This window comes from Paraburkholderia sp. BL17N1 (assembly GCF_003634175.1).
Lineage (GTDB): Bacteria > Pseudomonadota > Gammaproteobacteria > Burkholderiales > Burkholderiaceae > Paraburkholderia.
Map to the genome: position 1 here is coordinate 2,284,151 of NZ_RBIW01000001.1, position 22,897 is coordinate 2,307,047.

The window sequence follows — 22,897 nt, forward strand, 5'->3', positions numbered from 1 at the left end:
TTGTTATTCAGTCTTGTCGTACGGCTTGCCTCAGAGGCCCAACTCGTTCCACAAGGAGTCGATGCGCTGTTTGATCGCGTCGTCCATCACGATGGGGCGGCCCCATTCCCGATCGGTTTCCCCGGGCCACTTGTTGGTCGCGTCGAGGCCCATCTTCGATCCGAGTCCGGCCACCGGCGAGGCGAAATCCAGATAGTCGATCGGCGTGCGGTCCACCAGCACCGTATCGCGCGCCGGATCGATACGCGTGGTGATCGCCCAGATCACTTCCTTCCAGTCGCGGATATTCACGTCCTCGTCGACCACGACGATGAACTTGGTATACATGAACTGCCGTAGGAAGCTCCACACGCCGAACATCACGCGTTTGGCATGGCCGGGGTAGCTCTTCTTCATCTGCACGATGGCCATGCGGTAGCTGCAGCCTTCGGGCGGCAGATAGAAGTCGGTGATCTCGCTGAACTGCTTTTGCAACAGCGGCACGAACACCTCGTTGAGCGCGACGCCGAGCACGGCGGGTTCGTCGGGTGGTTTGCCGGTGTACGTGGAGTGATAGATCGCATCGCGCCGCATGGTGATGCGCTCGACCGTGAAGACAGGGAACCACTCCTGCTCGTTGTAGTAGCCGGTGTGGTCGCCGTACGGGCCTTCCAGCGCATGTTCATAGCCCGCCGACGCGCCCTTGACCGGACGCGGCGGTGCGCCTGCGGGAGCGGACGAAGGCGCGCCTTCCTGCGGATAGATGAAGCCTTCGAGCACGATCTCGGCGCGCGCGGGCACCTGCAAGCCGTCGACGCCCGGCGTGATGCACTTCGCCAGTTCCGTGCGGCCGCCGCGCAACAAGCCGGCGAACTGGTATTCGGACAACGTGTCGGGCACCGGCGTGACCGCGCCGAGGATCGTGGCTGGATCGGCGCCCAGCACGACTGCCACCGGATACGGCTTGCCCGGGTTCTGCAGGGCGAACTCGCGGAAATCGAGCGCGCCGCCGCGATGCGCGAGCCATCGCATGATCAATTTGTTACGTCCGATCAATTGCTGGCGATATATGCCTAAATTTTGTCGGCTCTTATTTGGGCCCTTTGTGACGGTCAGGCCCCATGTAATCAGCGGGCCGGCGTCGCCGGGCCAGCAGGTTTGAATCGGCAGCTTCCCGAGGTCCACGTCGTTGCCTTCCCAGACGATTTCCTGGCAGGGCGGCGCGCTCACCGTCTTGGGCGCCATGTCCCACACCGCCTTTGCGAGGGAGAACAGCTTGCCGGCGTCCTTGAGTCCCTTCGGCGGCTCCGGTTCCTTCAATGCGGAGAGCAGTCGGCCCACGTCGCGCAGCGACTCGAGCGCGGCGCCGTCGCCTTCGCCGGCTTGCGCGTCCACTCCCATGCCGAGCGCGACCCGCCGAGGTGTGCCGAACAGGTTGCCGAGCACCGGGAACGCATGCTGTGTCTTGCTCTCGAACAACAAAGCGGGGCCGCCGGCGCGCAGCACGCGGTCGCACAACTCGGTCATTTCCAGGACAGGCGAGACGCTTTGTGAGATGCGGCGCAGTTCGCCGATGGTCTCGAGACGGCCGACGAAATCGCGCAGGTCTTTGTATTTCATCTGGTGCGGTTCAGTGCCGCGCAAGCGGCGAAGAAGGGAGGCGCAGCACGGTTTAACGGCGCCAGAACGATTGTCGATTTTACCTGTGTTGACGAGCGCACGTAGCTCGGCCAAATGACCTAGGCGAGACGGGGGAGCCGAAACAGGTCAAAAGGCGCGCGCCGCGCGGTTTTGGGCCGTCTGAACAGGGTTCGTTATTACAATTAGTTATACATTTGCCTATCTATAGTGTTGACGATCTATAAAACCCTGCATAAAATCCGTCCACATTGGTTGCAGGGCGTGAACCTTTTTACCACTGCCCCCCGGTCCCATCAGACGCAACGCGTCACCGCTTACCGATTCCTGCACGGTATTAGACGGTCTTATTGATGTCCTCGCCAGCGTTAACTGACGCTGGTTTTTCGCGTGGGAGCCACCGCCCGCATGCTTTTTTGACATGCCGCGGTCCTTTTCCAGGATGGCTCCCCACAAACGGTATTTACCGTTTTCCCGACGTCGCTGCTGCCCTAACCAGACAGAGCGCGCGATGTCTTGATTCTGCGAACGTGCTTCACCGTCTGTACATATGGCGGGGTTCGCGGATCATGCAACATGGGAGATCTGAATGAACGCCTGGTTATCGTGGCGTCCCGATGAGCGTATCGCACAAGTTGTGCGCGGTGTGGTGCGCTGCGGGACGCGAATGAGTCATCACCTGTTCAGCATCGTCGGCGGTATCGCGGTGGTGCTGACAGTCGCACTGTGGCTGATGCCGGCCCTGCGCGGCACGCTAGCCGCCAAGGCAATGCCGGTCATCTCCGCCGCTGTGCAAGCCGGTCCCGCCCGTCTGCTGCAGGGCAACCCGCTGCCGGCTTTCGGACCGCCCGCGCGCGCGTCCTCCGACGACTCGCTGACTGCCAGCTCGAACGGCCCCGATGCCGTGAGCGTCACGAACAACGGCAACACGGTCACCGCGAGCAACAGCAGCTTTGACAACGCATTCGACGCCGCCGGGTCAACCGGCATGGGTGTCGCGGCGCTGAACGGCCTCGATCCGCGCACCATGCAGAGCGTTACCGCGCTGGCAAGCCTGATCCCGTCGCAACGTGTATCCGCCGACGCGCGCGACGACCGCGTCCTGATCTCGACCCGCGAGCAGGACCTGGTTGCGTCCTTTCTTGCACGGCGCTATCGCGTTGCTCAGGAGCCCGTCAGCGAGCTCGTCAAGGCGGCGTTCGACACCGGCCGCGAAGTCGGTCTCGATCCGCTGCTGCTGCTTTCAGTGATGGCAATCGAGTCGGGCTTCAACCCGTACGCCGAGAGCGGCGTCGGCGCGCAAGGCCTGATGCAGGTGATGTCCAAGGTGCACTCGGACAAATTCCAGTATTTCGGCGGTCAGAGCGCGGCGCTCGAACCGGTCGCGAACATCAAGGTGGGCGCGCTGGTGCTTAAGGATTGCATCGCACGTGGCGGCTCGCTGCCGGGCGGCTTGCGTCTGTACGTCGGCTCGACTTCGCCGGACGACGGCGGCTACGGTGCCAAGGTCATGGCCGAGCGTGCCCGTCTGCGGGACGTGGCGCGTGGCCGAAAGGTGCCGATCAACGCACCGCAGGCGCCGGTTTTGACGGCGTCGACCAACACGGCTACGGCCGCGTCGGCCAGCAATGGCAAGCGCGTGCAGGTGACGCTCGAGGGCAGTCATCCGTTGAGCGCGGCGACGCCGGTGAAGGCGCCGGTTTCCTCCGAGCAGGATGACGCGAGCGCCAACGCGACGAAGCACGTGGCATCGGCATCGGAGTTGGGCGCTTGAGGTTGGCAGCTTAGAACGGGCGACTCCGTGCAGGACTTGCAACAAAAAAAGACACGCATCTGGCGTGTCCTTTTTTTTCGTCAGGCGATTGAGAGAGTGAGAGTCGCTCTGCTTAACCCTTGCCGAAGAATTTCGCCAGTCGGTCGACGGCCTCTTCCAGTTTCGGATAGGCAGTGGCGTACGACAGCCGGATGTACTCCTTCGGCGCGTGCGTACCGAAATCCATGCCGGGCACCAGCACCACGCCCGCATCGTGCAGCATGGCCTTGGTGAGCGCCGCGCTGTCGCCGGCCGCGGCGTGCGCGACCGTGCGGCAATCCGCGTACACGTAGAAAGCGCCGTCGGGCATCACCGGCACGGAAAAGCCGAGCGATTCCAGCGCCGGCGCGATGAAGTCGCGGCGACGCTTGAATTCCTGGCGCCGCGCTTCGTAAATCGCGATCGTTTCCGGCTCGAAGCAGGCGAGCGCCGCGTGCTGGGCGAGCGCGGAAGCGCAGATGAACAGGTTTTGCGCGAGTTTTTCAAACGCGCCGACCATGCCGGGCGGCACCACCAGCCAGCCCAGACGCCAACCCGTCATGTTGAAGTACTTCGAGAAGCTGTTGACGGTGATCACGTCGTCGCCGAACGAGAGCGCCGACACGGGCTTTGCGTCGTAGCTCAGCCCCTGATAGATCTCGTCGACGATGGTAAAGCCGCCACGCGCGCGCACCGCCTTGACGATGCACTCCAGTTCGGCCGGTTCGATCGACGTGCCGGTCGGGTTCGACGGCGACGCCAGCAGCACGCCACGGGTGTGCTCGTTCCAGAGACGCTCGACATCGGCGGCGGTGAGTTGGAAACGTTCGGCCGGGCCGCTAGGCACCATTACCGGCTTGCCTTCGGCGGCAATCACGAAATGGCGGTTGCACGGATAACACGGGTCGGGCATGAGCACTTCGTCGTCGCGATCGACCAGCGCCGCGCAAGCCAGCAGCAATGCGGCCGATGCGCCGGCGGTAACGACGATCCGCGCCGGATCCACGTTGACGCCGTAGAAGTCGGCGTAATGCGCCGAGATCGCTTCGCGCAGGGCGTGCAGGCCAAGCGCGCTGGTGTATTGCGTGACGCCACGGCGCAGTGCGCTCGCGGCCGCCTCGATAACCGGCTCGGGCGCGGTGAAATCGGGTTCGCCGATTCCCATATGAATGATGTCGCGGCCGTCGCGCTCAAGCAGCGCGGCCTCCTTGGCCAGTTCCATCACATAGAAAGGCTGGATGGCGTCCACACGTGCAGCAAGCCGCACCAAGGGTTCGGTCACGGAGTTCATACGATCAAATCCAGTTCAGAAGCAAAAGCGGGACGACGTTCGGCGCGAGTGCCTGCGCGCGAAACGGCGTCCTTGCGAACGGTTCGGTTACGCCAGCTCGTTCAGCGTAGCGCACGCCAACGACCCTGTCGCCGGCCATGCGCCTTGCGTTCAACGCTTGCGAGCCGCCTGCGTCTCATCCACGCGCAGTTGCGCCGACAGCTTGTCCAGCACGCCGTTCACGTACTTGTAGCCATCCGCGCCGCCGAACGTTTTGGCGAGTTCGACCGCTTCGTTGATGACCACGCGATAAGGAATATCGATGTGGTTCTTCAGTTCAAACGCGGCCACCAGCAGCACGGCGCGTTCGACCGGCGAGAGCTGCTCGATCGGACGGTCGAGACACGGAGTGATTGCTGCGGACAGTGTTTCCGAATCGCGGATCACGCCGTGCAGAATGGCGTCCAGATGTTCGTGGTCGGCCTTGTCGAAGCCTTGCGCGCCGCGCAGCTGCGCGTCGATTTCACCGCCGGGCGAACCCGACAGCAGCCACTGGTAAAGCCCCTGCGTGGCCAGTTCGCGGGAGCGTCGGCGTGCGCTCTTCATGCCTCTTCCTCTTCTTCGTCTTCTTCCTCGTCGTCGCCGCCGAGTTGTTCGAGCGCGACGGCAAGGTTCGCCATTTCGACGGCCACGCGCGCTGCGTCACGACCCTTCTCGGTCATGCGCGCAACGGCTTGTTCGTCGTTTTCGGTGGTCAGTACCGCGTTCGCGACCGGAATGCCGAAGTCGAGGCCGATACGCGTGATGCCCGCGCCGCTTTCGTTCGATACCAGTTCGAAGTGGTACGTTTCGCCGCGAATCACCGCGCCGAGCGCGATCAGTGCGTCGAATTGCGCGCTTTCGGCGAGCTTTTGCAACGCCAGCGGGATTTCCAGCGCACCCGGCACGGTGACGAGCAGCACATCTTCGCCGGTCACGCCGAGGCGTTCGAGTTCTTCGATGCAGGAGTCTGCGAGGCCATTGCAAACGGGCTCGTTAAAGCGCGCCTGCACGATGCCGATACGCAGTCCGTCGCCGTCGAGATTCGGTTGGTATTGTCCGATTTCCATGTGAATTCCGTAGTGTTTTGAGTGGGCGCGAAGCGCGTGAATGGTCGGATCAGCCTTGTTGCGGAGCTTGTGCCTTGCCGCCCGGCATCGGCACGAAGCCCGTGACTTCGAGACCGTAGCCCGACATGCTGCCCAGCTTGCGCGGGTTCGACAGCACCTGCATCTTGCCGACACCGAGCTCACGCAGAATCTGCGCGCCGATGCCGTACGTCTTGAAGTCGACCGGGCGGCGTTTCAGTGCGTCGGCTCTTTCCTTCGAGTCGAACGCCTTGAAGACGTCGATCAGATGGTCTTTGGAGTCACCGCAGTTCAGCAGCACGATCACGCCGCAATCGCGTGCGGCGATTTCTTTCATGGCCGCGTCCAGCGTCCATGAATGGGTGGATTCGCCGACTTCGAGCAGGTCCAGCACCGACAGCGGCTCATGCACGCGCACCAGCGTGTCCTGATCCGTGCACGGCGTACCGCGCACCAGCGCGATATGCGGCTGACCGCTCGGCTGGTCGAGATACATGACCGCGCGGAATGCGCCGTGCGCGGTCTGCATGGTGCGTTCGCAAATCCGCTCGACGATCGACTCGGTGCGGCTGCGATAGTGGATCAGATCCGCGATCGTGCCGATTTTCAGACCGTGTTCGCTGGCGAATTCCATCAAGTCCGGCAGGCGCGCCATCGTGCCGTCGTCCTTGATGACTTCGCAGATCACCGCGGCCGGCGTGAGCCCGGCCAGCTGGGTGAAGTCGCAGCCCGCTTCGGTATGGCCGGCGCGCACCAGTACGCCGCCGGGCTGCGCCATGATCGGGAACACATGGCCCGGCTGCACGATGTGCTCTGCCTTGGCGTCCGGCGCGACCGCGGCGGCGATCGTGCGGGCGCGGTCCGCCGCCGAGATGCCGGTGGTGACGCCTTCGGCCGCTTCGATGCTGACCGTGAACGCGGTGCCGTACTGAGTGCCGTTGCGGTAGGTCATGAGCGGCAGGTTCAGCAGCTTGCAGCGTTCCTGCGTGAGCGTCAGACAAATCAGGCCGCGGCCGTAGCGGGCCATGAAGTTGATCGCTTCCGGCGTGACGAATTCGGCGGCGATCACGAGGTCGCCCTCGTTTTCGCGGTCTTCTTCGTCGACGAGGATCACCATCCGGCCTGCTTTCAGTTCGGCGATGATCTCTAGAGTGGAGGCGAGCGTCATGTTGGCGAGAGTTTCGAAGAAAGCGCGTATTTTACGCCACGCACGGGCCCAAGTCGCCTCCGCCGAACGGCATAGGCCATTTGGCCGACTGGCGATGAGCCGTCCGCGGTTGCTAAGCTCGTTGAAACGATGGATGCACGAACCGGCGGAATGCGGCGGGGCGCCGCCGCCGGCCCATGCGTGACCGGCTTGCGGCCTGTTACTTAGGCGCGTTCAGCATGCGCTCGACGTAACGCGCGATCAGATCGATCTCCAGATTCACCTGCGTGCCTTCACGCAGACGCTTGAGCGCCGTCACTTCGACCGTGTGCGGAATCAGGTTGATCGAGAATTCGCAGCCATCGTCGCGATCTTTAACCGAGTTGACGGTCAAGCTCACGCCGTTGACAGTGATAGAGCCCTTGTACGCCAGGTAGCGGCCGATCTCGCGCGGTGCCAGCACGCGCAGTTCGTGCGATTCGCCGACCGGCGCGAAATGCGTGACCGTGCCGAGGCCGTCCACATGGCCGGAAACGATATGGCCGCCGAGCCGGTCGTGTGCGCGCAGCGCTTTCTCGAGATTGACTTCGCCGGTCTCGCCGAGGCCCGCGGTGCAGTTCAGGCTTTCGCGCGAGACGTCGACTTCGAACGAGTGGGCGGTTTTCGCGACGACGGTCATGCAGGCGCCCTGAATGGTGATGCTGTCGCCGAGCTGCACGTCGCCGAGATCGAGACCGCCGGCTTCGACGTTCAGGCGCACGCCCGCGTCGCCGTCCGTGCCGAGCGGCTTGACTGATTCAATGCGGCCCACGGCCGCGACGATTCCTGTGAACATCGTACTAATCCTCGATCATTTCGAAACGGGTGGGGGCGCGGAATCGCTGCCGGGTCCGGGCGTGGCCTCGGGGGCAGGTTGAGGCATGAAGCGGGCGAGAATCCGCACATCTTCGCCGATCCGGTCGACCGCGTGGAAGTTCAGTTTGACGCGGCCCTCGAGCGTGTCGGGCGCGCTCAGATTGAACATGCTCATCGAATCCATGCCGAGCAGGCTCGGCGCGAGATACACGAGCAGTTCGTCGACGCAGCCTTCGCGCAGCAGCGAGCCGTTCAGCTTGTAGCCCGCCTCGACATGCAATTCGTTGACGTTGCGCTCGCCCAGCACTTTCAGCACCGCGGGCAGATCGACCTTGCCCGCCGGGTTCGCCAGCTGGACGATCTCGGCGCCGCGATCGCGCAGTGCGTTGGCGCGATCGGTATGTCGCCCATCCAGATTGCCGCAGAAGATCAGCGTGGGTGCGCCGGCCAGAATTAGCGCCTCCGGCGGCACGTCGAGCTGGCTGTCGATCAGTACGCGTTGCGGCTGGCGCGGCGTGTCGACGGCGCGCACCGTCATGCGCGGATTGTCTTCCCTGACCGTGCCGATGCCCGTCAAAATCGCCGACGCGCGAGCGCGCCAGGCGTGGCCGTCGGCGCGTGCCGCTTCACCGGTGATCCATTGGCTGACGCCGGAAGGCAAGCCGGTGCGGCCATCCAGCGAGGCCGCCACTTTCATGCGGACCCACGGGCGGCCGCGCGTCATACGCGAGACGAAGCCGATATTGAGTTCGTGCGCTTCGAGGGCGAGCAGTCCGCAGCGCACTTCGATACCGGCGTCGCGCAACATGGCGAGACCGCGTCCGGATACTTGCGGATTGGGATCTTCCATCGCCGCGACTACGCGCGCGACCTGAGCTTCGATCAACGCATTCGCGCACGGCGGCGTGCGGCCGAAGTGGCTGCATGGCTCCAGCGTCACGTAGGCCGTGGCGCCGCGCAAGTCGTGACCGCGCGAGCGCGCGTCTTTCAGCGCGCGGATTTCGGCATGATCCTGACCGGCCGGTTGCGTGAAGCCTTCGCCGATCACCTCGCCATTCTTGACGAGCACGCAGCCGACGCGCGGATTCGGGTCGGTGCTGTACATGCCGCGCTTGGCCAACGCGAGTGCGCGTTCCATATGGACGAAATCGGTTTGCGAAAACATCGGGGTCCGGTCGGTACGGTGGCTAGGCTGTAATGGGTTTCGGTTTTAGCAGTGTGTTGTCTCGCCCGCTTCAGGCCGCGAGCGAGGCGAATGCGCCACGCGCGGCGTCGATCGTGGCGTCGACGATCGCGTCGTCGTGAACGATCGACACAAAGCCTGCTTCATACGCCGATGGCGCGAAATACACGCCGGCGTCGAGCATCTTGTGGAAGAACGCGTTGAAACGCGGCACGTCGCTCTGCGTGACTTCGGCGAAGCTGGTCGGGATCGAGTCCGTGAAGTAGAGGCCGAACATGCCGCCGAGAGAATCGGCCGCAAACGGCACCTTGGCTTCGCGCGCCACGTTGGCAAGACCCTGCGCGAGGCGCATGGTGCGCGCCGCTAGCGTCTCGTAGAAGCCCGGCGCCTGGATCAGTTGTAGCGTTTTCAGGCCGGCCGCGACCGCGATCGGGTTACCCGACAGCGTGCCCGCCTGATAGACGCCGCCAAGCGGCGCAAGGTGAGCCATGATGTCGCGCCGGCCGCCGAACGCCGCTGCCGGCATGCCGCCGCCGATCACCTTGCCGAGACACGTGAGATCCGGCGTGATGCCGTAGACCTCTTGCGCGCCGCCCAGGGCGACGCGAAAGCCGCACATCACTTCGTCGAAAATCAGCACCGAGCCGTACTCAGTGCACAGGCGCCGCAAGGCCTGCAGGAACTCGGAGGTGGCGCGCACCAGGTTCATGTTGCCGGCGACCGGTTCGACGATCACCGAGGCGATCTCGTTGCCGAACGCCTTGAACGCTTCTTCGAGTTCAGCGACGTTGTTGTATTCGAGCACGGTGGTGTGCTTGGCGATATCCGCCGGCACGCCCGCCGAAGTCGGGTTGCCGAAGGTCAGCAGGCCCGAGCCGGCCTTGACCAGCAGACTGTCCGCGTGGCCGTGATAGCAGCCTTCGAACTTGACGATACGGCTGCGGTTCGTGAAGCCGCGCGCGAGACGCAGCGCACTCATGGTCGCCTCGGTGCCGCTCGACACCATGCGGACCTGTTCGATGGAGGGCACCAGCTTGCAGATTTCTTCGGCGATTTCCACTTCCGATTCAGTCGGCGCGCCGAACGAGAAGCCGTTGCCCAGCACGCGCTGCACGGCTTCGAGCACTTCCGGATGGACGTGGCCGAGGATCATCGGGCCCCATGAGCCGATGTAGTCGATATAACGCTGACCGTCCGCATCCCAGAAGTAAGGGCCCTGTGCGCGTTCGATGAAGCGCGGCGTGCCGCCGACCGAGCGGAAGGCTCGCACTGGCGAGTTCACGCCGCCGGGAATGGTGCGTTGCGCGCGTTCAAAAAGGGTTTCGTTTCTGGACATGGCGATGACTGGAATTGGGGTTGCGCAGCGACGCGGGTCGCCTGTGGGCGAGTCGCGTGGCGCTGGGATGGGTGGGGAAATTGTACCGGAGTCAGCGTGAACAGGTTTTCCGGATGCGCCTACGCAGCGGGCCGCTCACTCACTTTTTGTGCGTGGGCCCAGTCGGCGCATCGAACTTTGGCGGCTTGCGCTTGCCGGTCAGTTCCGCCCAGCGCTTTTCCAACGCGCCTTCGGCCATTGGCTTGATGACGGTGCCCGAACTCTGCGCGTCCCACGTCTGCACGGAGAAAGGATGCGTGCGCAACATCTCACGCGGAATCACCACGTCTTCGTGTGCATCGACGAGCCAGTCGTACACGAAGTCGATGCACAAACGGTAGCCGCGCTTCGTCGCCGGATTGGGGACCTCGTACGGCGCGTGCGTGACATAACCAGAGCCGAAGATACCCTTCGGTGCCTGCGCCACGCGATGCAGGAACACGCGGTCTCCCGGCAGGATGCTGCGCGCAAATCCGCAGCCCCATGCGTCGGCGACCGCGACGCCCGTGGTCACGCGTTTGGCTACGTCGGGCAGCTCGGGCCATGGCCATTTCCTCGGGCTCCAGATCAGCAGGAATGCGGTCATCGCATGGTCGCGTACAGAATAGTCGGGAAGGGCGCGGCGCATAGGTTCGCGCGTCGCCCGCAGCGTTCAGGCGGCAGCTTAACTGATCGGCAACGTGGCTGCCGCGAATCGTCGATGCCGCACAGACGTCTTCGCGATCATCTCCGAGGCTCGGCTGTCGTGTTAACCGTCGCGTACAATTGAGGCTGCCAAGTTGCTGTTTTCCCCGTTTCACCTGTTCCGCTGCCGATGACGGCGCGGTGCTTCATCTGGATTCCCATGTCTCACGTCACCAGAAGCCGGCCCGATGGCCGGCTGATTCTGTTGCTCGGTGCGCTTGCCGCATGCGGGCCGATTTCCATCGACATGTACCTGCCGAGCTTGCCGACCATCGCGCAGGCGTTCGCCATCAGCACCGGCGCCGCGCAGACGACGCTCACCAGCTTCATGTTCGGCTTTTCGATCGGCATGCTGCTCTATGGTCCGCTGTCGGATACCTATGGCCGCCGGCCCGTGTTGCTCGGCGGCATTGTCATGTATGCGCTGGCTAGCATCGCCTGTGCGATGTCGTTTTCGATCGGCTCGCTGGTGACGTTCCGTTTCGTCCAGGCGCTGGGCGCGGGCGCGGCCTCGGTGCTGGCGCGCGCCATCGCACGCGACGCCCACGGCCCGACCGATGCCGCTCGCGTGCTGTCGATGCTCGCCATCGTCACGTCGATCGGACCATTGCTCGCGCCGCTCATCGGCGGACAGTTGCTGCTGCTCGGCGGCTGGCGCGTGGTGTTTATCGTGCTGACATTGTTCGGCACGGTGTGCGCGATCACCGCGTTTCTCAAGGTGCCGGAAACGTGGCCGCGTGAGAAGCGTGCGCACTCGGCGTTGCTGAAGTCGTTCGGCGCGTACGGCAAGTTGCTGCGCGATCCGGTTGCGTGGGGGCACATGCTGTGCGGCGGCATGGCGTTCGCGTCGATGTTCGCGTACATCACCGCGACGCCGTTCGTCTACATCGAATATTTCCATGTGTCGGCGCAGCATTACGGCTTCCTGTTCGCGCTCAATATCGTCGGCATCATGTTCGGCAACTTCATGAATACGCGGCTGGTCGGCCGGCTCGGTTCACTGCCGATCATTTCTTTCGCCGCAACCGTGAGCTGCATCGCATCGCTGTTTGTCTGTCTCGTGTCGCTGACCGGTTGGGGCGGTTTGTGGTCGATCGTGTTCGGCCTGTTCTTCGTGGTCGGTGTGGTCGGTCTTCTGTCCGCCAATTGCACGACCGATCTGATGCATCGCTATCCGCTGAATGCCGGCGCCGCGGCCGCCGTGTTCGGCGCCGTGCAGCTGGCACTCGGCGCGCTGTCGAGCCTTGCGGTCGGACTCTGGCAGGACGGTTCGCCCAAGGGCATGGGCGTGACGGTGGGCGTGGCGGGCTTGCTGTGTTATCTCGGCCGGATTCTGGTTGTCAGGTGGCACGCGACCAAGGTGCCTGTCGCCGCCGTCTAAGGACCAATGAAGCGCAAGCCGCGTCGCATCTACGGTAAACACCAGGTGTTGCGTGCGCGCGACCGTGCGTTTGAATTTCCGTTGCTATGATGGGTCCACTGTTCCTCGGAGCGGCATTCATGGCGATCAGAGATTTGATGAACGGCGAACGGCAACAAGCTGCTTTCGCTGAAGCGCAGAAGCTGGCGGACAGCGGCGCCTATCACGACTACACCGACATCGAATACGTCTTGCGCTTTGATTTAGGTTTGTCTGACGTATCAGCGCTGCTCGATAGTCAGTTGATGCATCGCGATCTGAACCGCCGTTGCGCGGATGCGCGCGAGAAGCTGGAAATGCTTGGCGTGTGATGAGCGCGGCACGTTTGCAGAAGCGTGTTGATGCGAGACGCTGTGCCTGGGGGCGGACAGCGCTAGCGCGTTGCATGATTGCTCGTGTGATCGCTTATCGCTTTTGCAAAAAACGGGATGCTGTCGTGCGGATGAAGCGCACGCGGTGTCATGTGCCGTCGTCAAGTCTGGAGTGATATTCATGGCTGGTAGCCAGCATGACCCGCATCTGCCGCATACGGACAATCCCGCCACGCTTTCGCAGCCGGGCGGTCATTACAGTCACGTCGCGGTCGCAAATGGTTTCGTGTTCGTCTCGGGGCAATTGCCGATCACGGCGCAAGGCGACAAGCTATCCGAGGCCTCGTTCGAGGTTCAGGCCGAACAGGCGTTGGTCAACGTGCAAGCCGCGCTCGAAAGCGCCGGCAGCAGCGTCGCGCAACTGGTGCAGGTGCGCGTCTACATTGTCGATGTCGAACACTGGATGAGCTTCAATCAGATCTACGCGCGGTGGGCCGGTGAAGCACGGCCTGCGCGCGCCGTCGTGCCTGTTCCGCAGTTGCACTACGGTTTCAAGATCGAGGTGGAAGCGACCGCGCTGGTTTAGCTTTTAGTTACTGACCTGTTGTGTTGAGCGTGGGCGCGTGCTGGGCAGTGGGTGATTTCAACGAACCGCGTGAATGCTGTAGCTTAATGAATGGCGAGCCCGTTGAGCGGGGCACCGCTCACGCCGGCCGCGGTATTCACGCCGACATTACCGCTCATGTGCGTCAATGCGCTCGCGCCGAGTTCGGCGGTGGCGCTTCCTGTCATTTTCGCGATCAGCGCACCAGCCGCGAGTTGCGTATCTAATTTGCGGCGGGGAAACCACCTGGTGGCGCTTACGCCTGAGTCGCGCCCGGTGCCGTCGGTGCCGAACAATACTTTTCCATGTCGCATCTCTGTTTCAGAAGCCAAATGTGCGAAAGCCCGCTCGCGGCGGGCTCAAGAGAAAGGTCATGCAATGCTCAGCGATTGCGGCGCTGGCGCCGTCTTTTCTGCAAGGCGCCGAGGACTCGGCGCCGATCTGATCTGGCGGAGGCGGTGAGATTCGAACTCACGGAAAGATTGCTCCTTCGCCGGTTTTCAAGACCGGTGCCTTAAACCACTCGGCCACACCTCCAAGCCCTAAATTGTAACCTGAAAAAACCTCGCTGCGGCGCCCGGTCGATCCGCAATCACTGCGGATCTTTCAGAAACAGCTCCTGCAGATCATTCAGGAACGCCTGGCCGAGCGGCGTCGGCGCAATCTTTTCGTGGTCGCGCGTAATCAGCTTGCGCCGTTCGGCCTCCTGCAAGGCCGGTTCGATCGACGTCATCGACATACCCGTGCGCTCGATAAACCGATGCACCGGAAACCCTTCCACCAGCCGCAGCGCGTTCAGCATGAACTCGAAAGGCAGATCGCGCGTCCCCACCTCGTGCTCTTCCTGCACCGCCGTGCCGGCCTTCGCCTGCTCGATGAAGGTGGTCGGATGCTTATAGCGCGCCTGCCGCAGCACGCGATTCGGAAACGACAGCTTCGTATGCGCGCCCGCCCCGATGCCGAGATAGTCGCCGAAACGCCAGTAGTTCAGATTGTGCTTGCTCTGCCGATGCGGCTTCGCATACGCCGACACCTCATAACGCTCGTAGCCCGCAGCGGAGGTGCGCTCGTGAATCCAGTCCTGCATGTCGGCCGATGCATCGTCGTCGGGCAGGGCGGGCGGGAACTTCGCGAACAACGTGTTCGGTTCGAGCGTCAGGTGGTACAGCGACAAATGCGGCGGCGCGAACGACAACGCCGTTTCGACATCGGCCTGGCATTCGGCGAGCGTCTGCCCCGGCAGCGCGAACATCAGATCGAGATTGAAATTGTCGAAGGTGGTCGCGGCGACTTCGACGGCATGGCGCGCCTGCGCCGAGTCGTGAATGCGGCCGAGCGCCTTCAGATGCGCTTCGTTGAAACTCTGAATGCCCACCGAGAGCCGATTCACACCGCTCGCGCGAAACTGCGCGAACTTGGCGGCTTCGAAGGTGCCGGGATTGGCTTCGAGCGTGATTTCCGCGTCCGCGTCGAGCGGCAGCAGCGCGCGCACATCCGACAGCATGCGATCGAGCCCGGCCGCCGAAAGCAGGCTGGGCGTGCCGCCGCCGATAAACACCGTATGCACTTGCCGCCCCCAGACCAGCGGCAGCGCCATCTCGAGATCGGCGCGCAAGGCGTCGAGATATTCGTTCTCCGGGAACGTGTCGCCTTTCCATTCGTGCGAGTTGAAATCGCAATACGGACACTTTCGCACACACCACGGGAAATGCACGTACAACGCCAGCGGCGGCAGGGACGTCAGCCGGATGCTGCCCGGCGACGTGAAGGCCTTGATGACGCCGTTGCCGATATCGGCGGGCGCCGGTTTGATCGGAATCACGCTTCCTCCGTCAGACGCGCGAGCAGTTGGCGCAATGCAATCGCGCGATGGCTGCTGGCGTTCTTCACCGCCGGTTCGAGTTCGGCGGCGCTCGCGTTCAGCGACGGCAAAAAGAAGTACGGATCGTAGCCGAATCCATTCGCGCCGCGCGGCTTGTCCAGCATTTCGCCATGCCAGCGGCCTTCGGCGATCAGCGGCTCGGGATCGTCCGCGTGACGCACCAGGGCCAGCACGCAGAAGTAATACGCGCGCCGATCGGTTTCGCCTTGCAACGCCGAGACGAGGCGTGCGTTATTCGCCGCGTCGCTCTTTTCGCCGCCGGCAAGTTGCGCGTAGCGCGCCGAATAGACGCCCGGTGCGCCGCGCAACGCGCGCACGCACAGGCCCGAGTCGTCGGCGAGCGCGGGCAAGCCGGTCAGCTTTGACGCGTGGCGCGCCTTGGTCAGCGCGTTTTCGACGAAGGTCGGATGCGGCTCTTCGGCTTCCGGCACGTTCAACTCGCCTTGCGGAATCAGTTCGATGCCGGCCGCGCCGAGCAACGCCGCGAACTCGCGCAGCTTGCCCGCGTTGTTCGACGCCAGCACGACTTTTTTCAACGACGCACCGGAACCGGCTGCGCCATTGCGTTGAAAAACCTCACTCACTCTTTTGCTCCAACGCCGCCTTCTGCTTCGCGATCAGCGTGTTGATGCCGTCGCTCGCCAGATCCAGTAGCGCATTCATTTCGTCGCGCGAAAATGGCACGCCTTCGGCGGTGCCCTGAATTTCGACGAAGCCGCCCGCGCCCGTCATCACGACGTTCATGTCGGTGTCGCATTGCGAGTCTTCGTCGTAGTCGAGGTCCAGCACCGGCAGGCCGTCGTACACGCCCACCGAAATTGCCGCGACGTAATCCGTGATCGGCGAGCTTTCGATGCGGCCCGTGGCCAGCAACCTGGCCACCGCGTCGTGCGCCGCCACGAACGCGCCGGTAATGCTGGCCGTGCGCGTGCCGCCGTCGGCCTGGATCACGTCGCAATCGATATGCAGCGTGCGCGCGCCGAGCTTCTCCAGATCGAACACCGAGCGCAGCGCGCGGCCGATCAGCCGCTGGATTTCCTGGGTGCGGCCGGTCTGTTTGCCGCGCGCGGCTTCGCGGTCGCTGCGCGTATGCGTCGCGCGCGGCAACATGCCGTATTCGGCGGTCAGCCAGCCCTGGCCGCGGTCGCGCAGAAACGACGGCACGCTCTCGGCAATGCTCGCCGTGCAGATCACTTTCGTATCGCCGAATTCGACCAGCACCGAGCCTTCCGCGTGCTTCGTGTAGTGGCGCGTGATGCGCACGTCGCGCAGCTGATTGGCCTGGCGGCCGCTGGGGCGTTGGGTGTCGTTGGTCATGTTGGGATGGGTCAGGAAGAAAAGCGGGAGGGAAAGCGCGATTTTACAGCCGATCGGGTAGGGCGGCTGCCCGCATGTGCCGGGACTCTCCACGGGGACCCATCGCCAAAAATGGGATAATGCCGTTTCCCCGCCCCGCGTCTCGTACACGCCGGGCGATTCGACTCTCCGGCCATCGTTGAACGCATGGCCACAATCGCGAGAAATACGATGATCTACAGCATGACTGGCTATGCGAGCGCCACGCGCGAACTCGTCGCGGACTCGGGCACAGGCGGCGTGAGCGTATCGGTCGAACTGCGCACCGTGAACTCGCGCTTTCTCGATCTGAACTTCCGCATGCCGGAAGACGTGCGCGTGTGCGAACCCACGCTGCGCGAGATGCTGATGAACAAGCTGTCGCGCGGCAAGGTCGATATCCGTATCAACCTGCAACGCAGCGAACAGTCGGCCAACGCGGGTTCGATCAATCACGACGCGCTCACGCAACTCGCGGTGCTGGAGCGCACGGTGCTCTCGACGTTTCCGGAAGCGGAGCGGCTGCGCACCGGCGAGATTCTGCGCTGGCCCGGCATTCTGGCCGAAAGCGGTGTGGCGCCCGAAGTGCTGCGCGACGCCGTGCTCGCCTGCGGCAAGCAGGCCATCACCGACCTGATCGATGTGCGCGCCCGCGAAGGCGCGCAACTGGCGACCATGCTGCTTGCCAACGTCACCGAAATGGAAGCGATCGTCACGAAGATCACGCCGCTCGTGCCGGAGTTGATCGCCAAGCATCAGCAGAAGATTGTCGAACGCTTGCAGGAAGCGCTCGGCATCGCCGCGCCGGATACCGCCGCGACGATCGTCTCGCGTGAAGAGATCAACGAGCGGATTCGCCAGGAAGTGACGATGTACGGCATCCGTATCGACATCGCCGAAGAACTGTCGCGCCTCACGGCTCACCTGAACGAAACGCGTCACGTGATCCAGAAGGGCGGCAAGGTCGGCAAGCGCCTCGACTTCATGATGCAGGAGCTCAATCGCGAAGCGAACACGCTCGGTTCGAAGGCAGCCGCGAAGGAACTGGCGGATTCGTCGATGACCCTGAAGCTGCTCATCGAACAGATGCGCGAGCAAGTACAGAATCTGGAATAAGGCTGGAGCACCACCATGACCGACCATCACCACACACGCGAAACGCCGCGCAATCCGTACGCCGGTGCTTACCCCGGCAACCTGTTCATGGTCGTCGCGCCGTCGGGCGCCGGCAAGTCGACGCTCGTGAACGCCTTGCTCGCCGGCGACGACGCGATCCGTCTGTCGATCTCGTACACGACGCGTCCGCCGCGTCCGAAAGAGCAGGACGGCGAGCACTATCACTTCACTACCGTCGACGATTTCATGAAGCGCCACGATGCCGGTGAGTTTCTGGAAAGCGCGGAAGTGCACGGCAACTACTACGGCACCTCGCGCGTGTGGATCGAGGACCAGATGAAGAACGGCCATGACGTGCTGCTCGAAATCGACTGGCAGGGCGCGCAGCAGGTGAAAAAGCAGTTTCACAACGCGGTCGAAATCTTCATCTTGCCGCCTTCGCTCGAAGCTTTGGAAGAGCGGCTGAGAAAGCGCGGTCAGGACGAGCCGAACGTGATCACGCGCCGTCTGCTGGCAGCCGGCAGCGAGATGGCGCACGCGGCGGAAGCGGAGTACGTGGTGATCAACGAGAAGTTCGAGCGCGCGCTCAGCGAACTGCAATGTCTGGTGGCCGCGACGCGTTCGCGCTTCGCCTCGCAATACGCGCGCCACACGCAGCTTTTCGTGCAGCTCGGCATTCACTTGCCACACGCGTGAACGCGGCGGTGTATCGAGCACATAAGGTAGAATAAGCAACATACTGAGAAGGAACCCAACATGGCCCGCATTACCGTCGAAGACTGTCTCAAACAGATCCCGAACCGTTTCGAACTCGCGCTTGCCGCAACCTATCGCGCGCGACAACTCGCTCAAGGCCACACGCCGAAGATCGAGAGCCGCGACAAGCCCACGGTCGTCGCGCTGCGCGAAATCGCAGCCGGCCAGGTCGGCGTCGAAATGCTGAAGAAGGTGCCTGTTTAAGGCGCACTGTTCCATTTTGGATTGCGCGTTTGTCGAAGCTGTTTTGCCACACGCGCTTGCTACACCTGCTATACCTATTTGCCACACGTAATTGCATCAACCTGCAGACCGGCGTCCAACCCCAACCGATACGGAGGCGAAATTGAGTGCTACCCCGCCCACCGCCACGGAAGTGGAACACGACGCTGACTCGCCCTCGTCTGCACGGAAGTACATCGACGCGGTCCTCGAACAGTCGTTTCGCCATCTGTTCGGGCCGACCGCCACGCCGGAGCAACCGCGCCGGCATGACGTCGTCTCTATTGCCAAACTGACGTCCGCCTTGTCCGGCTATCTGCAGCCGGAAGAGATCAAGGACATCAAGTCGGCTTTCCATTTCAGCGACGAAGCCCACCTCGGCCAGTACCGCCAGAGCGGCGAGCCGTACATCACGCATCCGGTTGCCGTCGCGGAAATCTGCGCCGGCTGGAACCTCGACGCCCAGGCGCTCATGGCGGCGCTGCTGCACGACGTGATGGAAGACCAGGGTGTGACCAAGGCCGAACTCGCCGAGCGTTTCGGCCCGAAGGTCGCGGAACTGGTCGACGGCCTGTCGAAGTTGGACAAGATGGAGTTTCGTAATCGCGAAGAAGCGCAAGCGGAAAACTTCCGCAAGATGCTGCTCGCGATGGCGCGCGACGTCCGTGTGATTCTGGTGAAGCTCGCCGACCGGCTGCACAACATGCGCACGCTGGGCGCGGTGCCGCCCGAAAAGCGCCGCCGCGTGGCGCGCGAAACGTTGGACATCTATGCGCCGATCGCTCACCGGCTCGGCCTGAACAATACATATCGCGAGTTGCAGGATCTGAGCTTCGCGAACTTCAATCCGCACCGCTACGCCACGCTCGAAAAAGCCGTCAAGGCGGCGCGCGGCAACCGGCGCGAAGTGGTCGGCAAGATTCTCGAATCGGTGCAGCGCGCCATTGCCGACGCGAAGCTCGACGCCGAAGTCACCGGCCGCGAGAAAACCATCTTCAGTATCTACAAGAAGATGCGCGACAAGCAGTTGTCGTTCTCGCAGGTGCTCGACGTGTACGGCTTCCGTGTCGTGGTCGAGAGCGCGCTGGAGTGCTACACCTGCATCGGTGCGCTGCATGCGCTGTACAAGCCCGTGCCGGGCAAGTTCAAGGATTACATCGCGATCCCGAAGGTGAACGGCTATCAGTCGCTGCACACCACGCTGGTCGGCCCGTTCGGCGCGCCGATCGAGTTTCAGGTGCGCACGCGCAAGATGCACGAGATCGCCGAAGCGGGCGTGGCCGCGCACTGGCTGTACAAGAACGGCGGCGCGGACCTGAACGACGTGCAAAAGCGCGCGCACCAGTGGCTGAAATCGCTACTCGACATTCAGAGCGAAGCGGGCGATTCGAGCGAATTCCTCGAACACGTCAAGATCGACCTGTTCCCGGACGCGGTCTACGTGTTTACGCCGAAGTCGAAGATCATGGCGCTACCGCGCGGCGCCACGGCGCTCGACTTCGCGTATTCGATCCACAGCGACCTGGGCAACCAGTGCGTCGCGGTGAAGATCAACAACGAATTGCTGCCGTTGCGCACCGAGTTGAAGAGCGGCGACATCGTCGAAGTCATCACAGCGCCGTATTCGAAGCCGAATCCGGCGTGGCTCGGTTTCGTGCGTACCGGCAAGGCGCGCTCGGCGATCCGTCATTATCTGAAGACGATGCGCTTGAACGAGTCCGTTCAACTCGGCGAGCGTCTGGTCGACCAGGCGTTGAAGGGCTACGGGCTGGCGCTCTCCGACGTGACGCCGGAAGCGTGGGAAAAGCTCGTACAGTGGACGGGCAACAAGAATCGTCAGGAAATTTTCGCGGACATCGGCCTCGGCCGGCGTGTCGCGGCGGTCATGGCCAAGCGTATCGAAGTGCTGATGAGCGGCCGCGACGCCGACGACGACGGCTCGCGCTCCCACTCCGATATGCCGCATGCGCCGCCGGTGGTTATCACCGGGACCGAGGGCATGTCGGTGCAACTGTCGGCGTGCTGCCGTCCGATTCCGGGCGACGACATCATGGGCTATATCGGCATCGGTCTCGGTATGGCGATCCACACCACGGATTGCCGCGTCGCGCAACGCATCCACCGTCGCGATCCGGGCCGCTGGATTGACGTCGCCTGGGCACCGCAGCCGGGGCGTCTGTTCGACGTTGCCGTGAAGGTGCTGGTCAAGAATACCAAGGGCGTGTTTGCCCGCGTGGCGGCGGATATCACCTCGGCGGATGCCAACATCGTTCACATTGCAATGGACGAAGACCTGTCGCAGGAATCCACGGTGTTGCGGTTCGTGATCCAGGTCAGCGACCGCGTTCATCTGGCCAACGTCATGCGGCGCGTGCGCACGAATCCGGACGTCATGCGCATTGCACGCGAACGGCCTAGCGAGGAAGGCCATCACCGTCACGACGGCGGCATGCGAATCGATCGCGAGCGAGCGGATTACTGATCGCCGGCGGTTGCCCGGAGCAGGTCCCGGGCGAGTCCATCTCCCTCATTCGAATCTGAACGCACCGGCTACGCGCGAGTCTCATCTGAAACTCAGGGAGAACGCTTGTGAACGTAGCTGACCTCACCGGCCTGGCGCTCGATTATTGGGTCGCCCGCAGCCTGCACGACTTTGTGCGCGAAATCCACTTTACCGATAGCGGCGAAACCGTCTCGATTCGCGGCAATGACCGCGGTCGTCCGTGGGATGGCCGCTTTACGCCGTCCACCTCGTGGGAGGCGGCAGCGGCGGTGCTGGAGCGCGCGCAGCGGCTGGAAGTGCGCGAGCGGACCGCGCTTGGCGCCGCACACTGCGTCGCGGAATTCGAAGGCGGGCACCGAACCGTCGAAGGGCGGGGCGACTCGTTGCGGGTTGCCTTGCTGAGGGCGTTCGTCGAAAGCCGATTTGGCGATACCGTGGGAGATGTGTTGCGCGAGGCGCAGGCGGTGAGCGGTGAACACGCGCAACCGATCGGCGAGCAGACGGCAGGCAGTTCGTTCGTGGACTTGCCGAGTCCGGACGGGCAGATTGGGGATATTCAGTCGCCGCCGAGATAAGGGGCGTGTTTTGTTGCCGCCACCAAGGCCTCCGGTGGGGACAAGGCCCAATGAAACTCGACTCGACGGACAAAAAACAAAGGGCCTTCCGATCGGAAGGCCCTCTATAAGTGGTGCGGCTGGCAGGATTCGAACCCACGACCCCTTGGTTCGTAGCCAAGTACTCTATCCAACTGAGCTACAGCCGCACGCTAAACGGGTAATGCTTACTGCGCTGAAACTTGGGTAAAACGTAAGGGCCTTCCCGGAGGAAGGCCCTGGAATAAGTGGTGCGGCTGGCAGGATTCGAACCCACGACCCCTTGGTTCGTAGCCAAGTACTCTATCCAACTGAGCTACAGCCGCACGCAGAAACGAGATTATAGCAAAGGTTTTGAAAAAGGGAAGCATGTAACTGCGATTTGTCTCATGGTCGCGATCGTGTAACCTTGATAGGCAGTCGCATGCTGCAGTTACCGGATCATCATGAACAAGGCCTTTGTCAAAGAGTCGAGCGAAGAGAATGACGACGACCTCGACGTCGCCCCGCCGGACGTTCCCGCCGGCACGAAAAACTACATCACGCCCGCCGGCTACCGGCGCATGCGCGATGAACTGCTGCATCTGATCGACGAGGATCGGCCGGAAGTGGTCAAACTGGTGTCGTGGGCGGCCTCGAACGGCGATCGCTCCGAGAATGGCGATTACATCTACGGCAAACGCCGATTGCGCGAAATCGACCGGCGCATCCGTTTTCTGACCAAACGCCTGGATCTCGCTGAAGTCGTCGACAGCAGCAAGCAGGAGAACGTCGACCAGGTTTTCTTCGGCGCAACTGTCGAGTATGCGACGGAGGACGGCGAGGCGCATATCGTGACGATTGTCGGCATTGATGAGGTCGATCTGGATATCGGCTACGTGAGCTGGATTTCGCCGATCGCGCGCGCGCTGCTCAAGGCGAAAGTCGGCGATACCGTCACGTTGTACACCCCGGCCGGCCCGCAGCCGATCGACATACTCGACGTCAAATATCCACCGCCAGATACCGGCGGTTGAATCACCGCTGGCGGACGCCCTGTCTCGTTCTCGCCCTTCAACTCGGGCGCTGACGAGGCATAAAAAAAAGGCGCCGCGAACGGCGCCTT

The 22,897-nt window shown here is 63.0% G+C and carries 23 protein-coding genes and 3 tRNA genes; 10 read left to right on the forward strand and 16 right to left on the reverse strand.

The features are described 5' to 3' along the window. Nucleotides 1–30: 30 nt before the first annotated feature. On the reverse strand, nucleotides 31–1,599 hold the full coding sequence (locus B0G82_RS10265) for a UbiD family decarboxylase (RefSeq protein WP_121307305.1): 1,569 nt from the start codon (nucleotides 1,597–1,599) through the stop codon (nucleotides 31–33). Nucleotides 1,600–2,206: 607 nt separating this feature from the next. On the opposite strand from B0G82_RS10265, the gene B0G82_RS10270 reads away from it, so the two are divergent. Continuing rightward, nucleotides 2,207–3,391, forward strand: coding sequence for a transglycosylase SLT domain-containing protein (locus B0G82_RS10270; protein WP_116139464.1), 1,185 nt, complete (start codon nucleotides 2,207–2,209; stop codon nucleotides 3,389–3,391). 112 nt (nucleotides 3,392–3,503) lie between these two features. Here the strand turns inward: B0G82_RS10270 and B0G82_RS10275 are convergent, their stop codons facing one another. The 8 genes from B0G82_RS10275 to B0G82_RS10310 form a co-directional block, all read right to left on the reverse strand. Next, a complete protein-coding gene (locus B0G82_RS10275) occupies nucleotides 3,504–4,700 on the reverse strand; it encodes a pyridoxal phosphate-dependent aminotransferase (protein ID WP_121307306.1) in 1,197 nt (398 codons plus the stop codon). Nucleotides 4,701–4,850: 150 nt separating this feature from the next. Further along, on the reverse strand, nucleotides 4,851–5,285 hold the full coding sequence (gene nusB / locus B0G82_RS10280; RefSeq protein WP_121307307.1) for a transcription antitermination factor NusB: 435 nt from the start codon (nucleotides 5,283–5,285) through the stop codon (nucleotides 4,851–4,853). Continuing rightward, nucleotides 5,282–5,788: a 6,7-dimethyl-8-ribityllumazine synthase gene (ribH, locus tag B0G82_RS10285; RefSeq protein ID WP_006050161.1), complete on the reverse strand. Its 507-nt coding sequence runs from the start codon at nucleotides 5,786–5,788 to the stop codon at nucleotides 5,282–5,284. The genes nusB and ribH overlap by 4 nt, the downstream gene beginning before the upstream one ends. A gap of 49 nt (nucleotides 5,789–5,837) precedes the next feature. Further along, complete coding sequence (gene ribBA / locus B0G82_RS10290) at nucleotides 5,838–6,974, reverse strand: bifunctional 3,4-dihydroxy-2-butanone-4-phosphate synthase/GTP cyclohydrolase II (RefSeq protein ID WP_116139466.1); 1,137 nt, start codon at nucleotides 6,972–6,974, stop codon at nucleotides 5,838–5,840. A 199-nt stretch (nucleotides 6,975–7,173) separates the two neighbouring features. Next, nucleotides 7,174–7,788 (reverse strand): riboflavin synthase, encoded by a 615-nt coding sequence (locus B0G82_RS10295; protein ID WP_106283367.1) that lies wholly within the window; start codon nucleotides 7,786–7,788, stop codon nucleotides 7,174–7,176. A gap of 15 nt (nucleotides 7,789–7,803) precedes the next feature. After that, nucleotides 7,804–8,973 carry a bifunctional diaminohydroxyphosphoribosylaminopyrimidine deaminase/5-amino-6-(5-phosphoribosylamino)uracil reductase RibD gene (gene ribD / locus B0G82_RS10300; RefSeq protein ID WP_121307308.1) on the reverse strand — a complete coding sequence of 390 codons (1,170 nt, stop codon included), beginning with the start codon at nucleotides 8,971–8,973 and terminating at the stop codon, nucleotides 7,804–7,806. Nucleotides 8,974–9,043: 70 nt separating this feature from the next. Continuing rightward, entirely contained in the window at nucleotides 9,044–10,327 is a 1,284-nt protein-coding gene (gene hemL, locus B0G82_RS10305; RefSeq protein WP_121307309.1) for a glutamate-1-semialdehyde 2,1-aminomutase, read from the reverse strand. Between the two features lie 139 nt (nucleotides 10,328–10,466). Then, nucleotides 10,467–10,952: a hypothetical protein gene (locus tag B0G82_RS10310; protein WP_121307310.1), complete on the reverse strand. Its 486-nt coding sequence runs from the start codon at nucleotides 10,950–10,952 to the stop codon at nucleotides 10,467–10,469. Nucleotides 10,953–11,210: 258 nt separating this feature from the next. On the opposite strand from B0G82_RS10310, the gene B0G82_RS10315 reads away from it, so the two are divergent. The 3 genes from B0G82_RS10315 (at nucleotide 11,211) to B0G82_RS10325 (ending at nucleotide 13,367) form a co-directional block, all read left to right on the forward strand. Then, a complete protein-coding gene (locus B0G82_RS10315; protein ID WP_121308647.1) occupies nucleotides 11,211–12,431 on the forward strand; it encodes a Bcr/CflA family multidrug efflux MFS transporter in 1,221 nt (406 codons plus the stop codon). A gap of 119 nt (nucleotides 12,432–12,550) precedes the next feature. Then, nucleotides 12,551–12,781, forward strand: coding sequence for a hypothetical protein (locus tag B0G82_RS10320; RefSeq protein ID WP_116148278.1), 231 nt, complete (start codon nucleotides 12,551–12,553; stop codon nucleotides 12,779–12,781). A 181-nt stretch (nucleotides 12,782–12,962) separates the two neighbouring features. Continuing rightward, nucleotides 12,963–13,367: a RidA family protein gene (locus tag B0G82_RS10325; RefSeq protein WP_121307311.1), complete on the forward strand. Its 405-nt coding sequence runs from the start codon at nucleotides 12,963–12,965 to the stop codon at nucleotides 13,365–13,367. 83 nt (nucleotides 13,368–13,450) lie between these two features. Here the strand turns inward: B0G82_RS10325 and B0G82_RS10330 are convergent, their stop codons facing one another. From B0G82_RS10330 to rph, 5 genes are all read right to left on the reverse strand, one after another. Further along, complete coding sequence (locus tag B0G82_RS10330) at nucleotides 13,451–13,699, reverse strand: hypothetical protein (protein ID WP_206751611.1); 249 nt, start codon at nucleotides 13,697–13,699, stop codon at nucleotides 13,451–13,453. 133 nt (nucleotides 13,700–13,832) lie between these two features. Further along, nucleotides 13,833–13,922 (reverse strand) — tRNA-Ser (locus B0G82_RS10335). Nucleotides 13,923–13,977: 55 nt separating this feature from the next. After that, nucleotides 13,978–15,207: a radical SAM family heme chaperone HemW gene (hemW, locus tag B0G82_RS10340; RefSeq protein ID WP_121307313.1), complete on the reverse strand. Its 1,230-nt coding sequence runs from the start codon at nucleotides 15,205–15,207 to the stop codon at nucleotides 13,978–13,980. Then, nucleotides 15,204–15,851, reverse strand: coding sequence for an RdgB/HAM1 family non-canonical purine NTP pyrophosphatase (gene rdgB / locus B0G82_RS10345; RefSeq protein ID WP_116139480.1), 648 nt, complete (start codon nucleotides 15,849–15,851; stop codon nucleotides 15,204–15,206). The genes hemW and rdgB overlap by 4 nt, the downstream gene beginning before the upstream one ends. Continuing rightward, nucleotides 15,844–16,584: a ribonuclease PH gene (rph, locus tag B0G82_RS10350; RefSeq protein WP_106283333.1), complete on the reverse strand. Its 741-nt coding sequence runs from the start codon at nucleotides 16,582–16,584 to the stop codon at nucleotides 15,844–15,846. Before rph ends, rdgB begins: the two co-directional genes overlap by 8 nt. Before the next feature lie 210 nt (nucleotides 16,585–16,794). Between rph and B0G82_RS10355 the strand changes: the two genes are divergently transcribed. The 5 genes from B0G82_RS10355 to B0G82_RS10375 all read left to right on the forward strand — a co-directional run bounded on the left by B0G82_RS10355 (nucleotide 16,795) and on the right by B0G82_RS10375 (nucleotide 21,774). Continuing rightward, nucleotides 16,795–17,718 carry a YicC/YloC family endoribonuclease gene (locus B0G82_RS10355; RefSeq protein WP_106283332.1) on the forward strand — a complete coding sequence of 308 codons (924 nt, stop codon included), beginning with the start codon at nucleotides 16,795–16,797 and terminating at the stop codon, nucleotides 17,716–17,718. Between the two features lie 15 nt (nucleotides 17,719–17,733). Further along, nucleotides 17,734–18,414 (forward strand): guanylate kinase, encoded by a 681-nt coding sequence (gene gmk / locus B0G82_RS10360; RefSeq protein ID WP_106313868.1) that lies wholly within the window; start codon nucleotides 17,734–17,736, stop codon nucleotides 18,412–18,414. A gap of 60 nt (nucleotides 18,415–18,474) precedes the next feature. Beyond that, a complete protein-coding gene (gene rpoZ, locus B0G82_RS10365; RefSeq protein WP_006025620.1) occupies nucleotides 18,475–18,678 on the forward strand; it encodes a DNA-directed RNA polymerase subunit omega in 204 nt (67 codons plus the stop codon). Between the two features lie 142 nt (nucleotides 18,679–18,820). Next, entirely contained in the window at nucleotides 18,821–21,178 is a 2,358-nt protein-coding gene (locus B0G82_RS10370; RefSeq protein WP_116139488.1) for a bifunctional (p)ppGpp synthetase/guanosine-3',5'-bis(diphosphate) 3'-pyrophosphohydrolase, read from the forward strand. 107 nt (nucleotides 21,179–21,285) lie between these two features. Next, nucleotides 21,286–21,774: a phage protein NinX family protein gene (locus B0G82_RS10375; RefSeq protein WP_116118076.1), complete on the forward strand. Its 489-nt coding sequence runs from the start codon at nucleotides 21,286–21,288 to the stop codon at nucleotides 21,772–21,774. A gap of 111 nt (nucleotides 21,775–21,885) precedes the next feature. Here the strand turns inward: B0G82_RS10375 and B0G82_RS10380 are convergent. Together B0G82_RS10380 and B0G82_RS10385 are read right to left on the reverse strand one after the other, a co-directional pair. Continuing rightward, nucleotides 21,886–21,962, reverse strand: a tRNA-Arg gene (locus tag B0G82_RS10380). Between the two features lie 79 nt (nucleotides 21,963–22,041). Beyond that, nucleotides 22,042–22,118: transfer RNA gene (locus B0G82_RS10385), tRNA-Arg, on the reverse strand. Nucleotides 22,119–22,238: 120 nt separating this feature from the next. Here B0G82_RS10385 and greB point away from each other — a divergent pair. After that, nucleotides 22,239–22,808: a transcription elongation factor GreB gene (gene greB, locus B0G82_RS10390; RefSeq protein ID WP_106283328.1), complete on the forward strand. Its 570-nt coding sequence runs from the start codon at nucleotides 22,239–22,241 to the stop codon at nucleotides 22,806–22,808. The last annotated feature ends 89 nt before the right edge of the window (nucleotides 22,809–22,897 follow it).

Coding starts and splice junctions, on each gene's coding strand:
- B0G82_RS10265 (WP_121307305.1), bottom strand. CDS start 1,599: ATGAAATACAAAGACCTGCGCGATTTCGTCGGCCGTCTCGAGACCATC.
- B0G82_RS10270 (WP_116139464.1), top strand. CDS start 2,207: ATGAACGCCTGGTTATCGTGGCGTCCCGATGAGCGTATCGCACAAGTT.
- B0G82_RS10275 (WP_121307306.1), bottom strand. CDS start 4,700: ATGAACTCCGTGACCGAACCCTTGGTGCGGCTTGCTGCACGTGTGGAC.
- nusB (WP_121307307.1), bottom strand. CDS start 5,285: ATGAAGAGCGCACGCCGACGCTCCCGCGAACTGGCCACGCAGGGGCTT.
- ribH (WP_006050161.1), bottom strand. CDS start 5,788: ATGGAAATCGGACAATACCAACCGAATCTCGACGGCGACGGACTGCGT.
- ribBA (WP_116139466.1), bottom strand. CDS start 6,974: ATGACGCTCGCCTCCACTCTAGAGATCATCGCCGAACTGAAAGCAGGC.
- B0G82_RS10295 (WP_106283367.1), bottom strand. CDS start 7,788: ATGTTCACAGGAATCGTCGCGGCCGTGGGCCGCATTGAATCAGTCAAG.
- ribD (WP_121307308.1), bottom strand. CDS start 8,973: ATGTTTTCGCAAACCGATTTCGTCCATATGGAACGCGCACTCGCGTTG.
- hemL (WP_121307309.1), bottom strand. CDS start 10,327: ATGTCCAGAAACGAAACCCTTTTTGAACGCGCGCAACGCACCATTCCC.
- B0G82_RS10310 (WP_121307310.1), bottom strand. CDS start 10,952: ATGACCGCATTCCTGCTGATCTGGAGCCCGAGGAAATGGCCATGGCCC.
- B0G82_RS10315 (WP_121308647.1), top strand. CDS start 11,211: ATGTCTCACGTCACCAGAAGCCGGCCCGATGGCCGGCTGATTCTGTTG.
- B0G82_RS10320 (WP_116148278.1), top strand. CDS start 12,551: ATGGCGATCAGAGATTTGATGAACGGCGAACGGCAACAAGCTGCTTTC.
- B0G82_RS10325 (WP_121307311.1), top strand. CDS start 12,963: ATGGCTGGTAGCCAGCATGACCCGCATCTGCCGCATACGGACAATCCC.
- B0G82_RS10330 (WP_206751611.1), bottom strand. CDS start 13,699: ATGCGACATGGAAAAGTATTGTTCGGCACCGACGGCACCGGGCGCGAC.
- rph (WP_106283333.1), bottom strand. CDS start 16,584: ATGACCAACGACACCCAACGCCCCAGCGGCCGCCAGGCCAATCAGCTG.
- B0G82_RS10355 (WP_106283332.1), top strand. CDS start 16,795: ATGATCTACAGCATGACTGGCTATGCGAGCGCCACGCGCGAACTCGTC.
- gmk (WP_106313868.1), top strand. CDS start 17,734: ATGACCGACCATCACCACACACGCGAAACGCCGCGCAATCCGTACGCC.
- rpoZ (WP_006025620.1), top strand. CDS start 18,475: ATGGCCCGCATTACCGTCGAAGACTGTCTCAAACAGATCCCGAACCGT.
- greB (WP_106283328.1), top strand. CDS start 22,239: ATGAACAAGGCCTTTGTCAAAGAGTCGAGCGAAGAGAATGACGACGAC.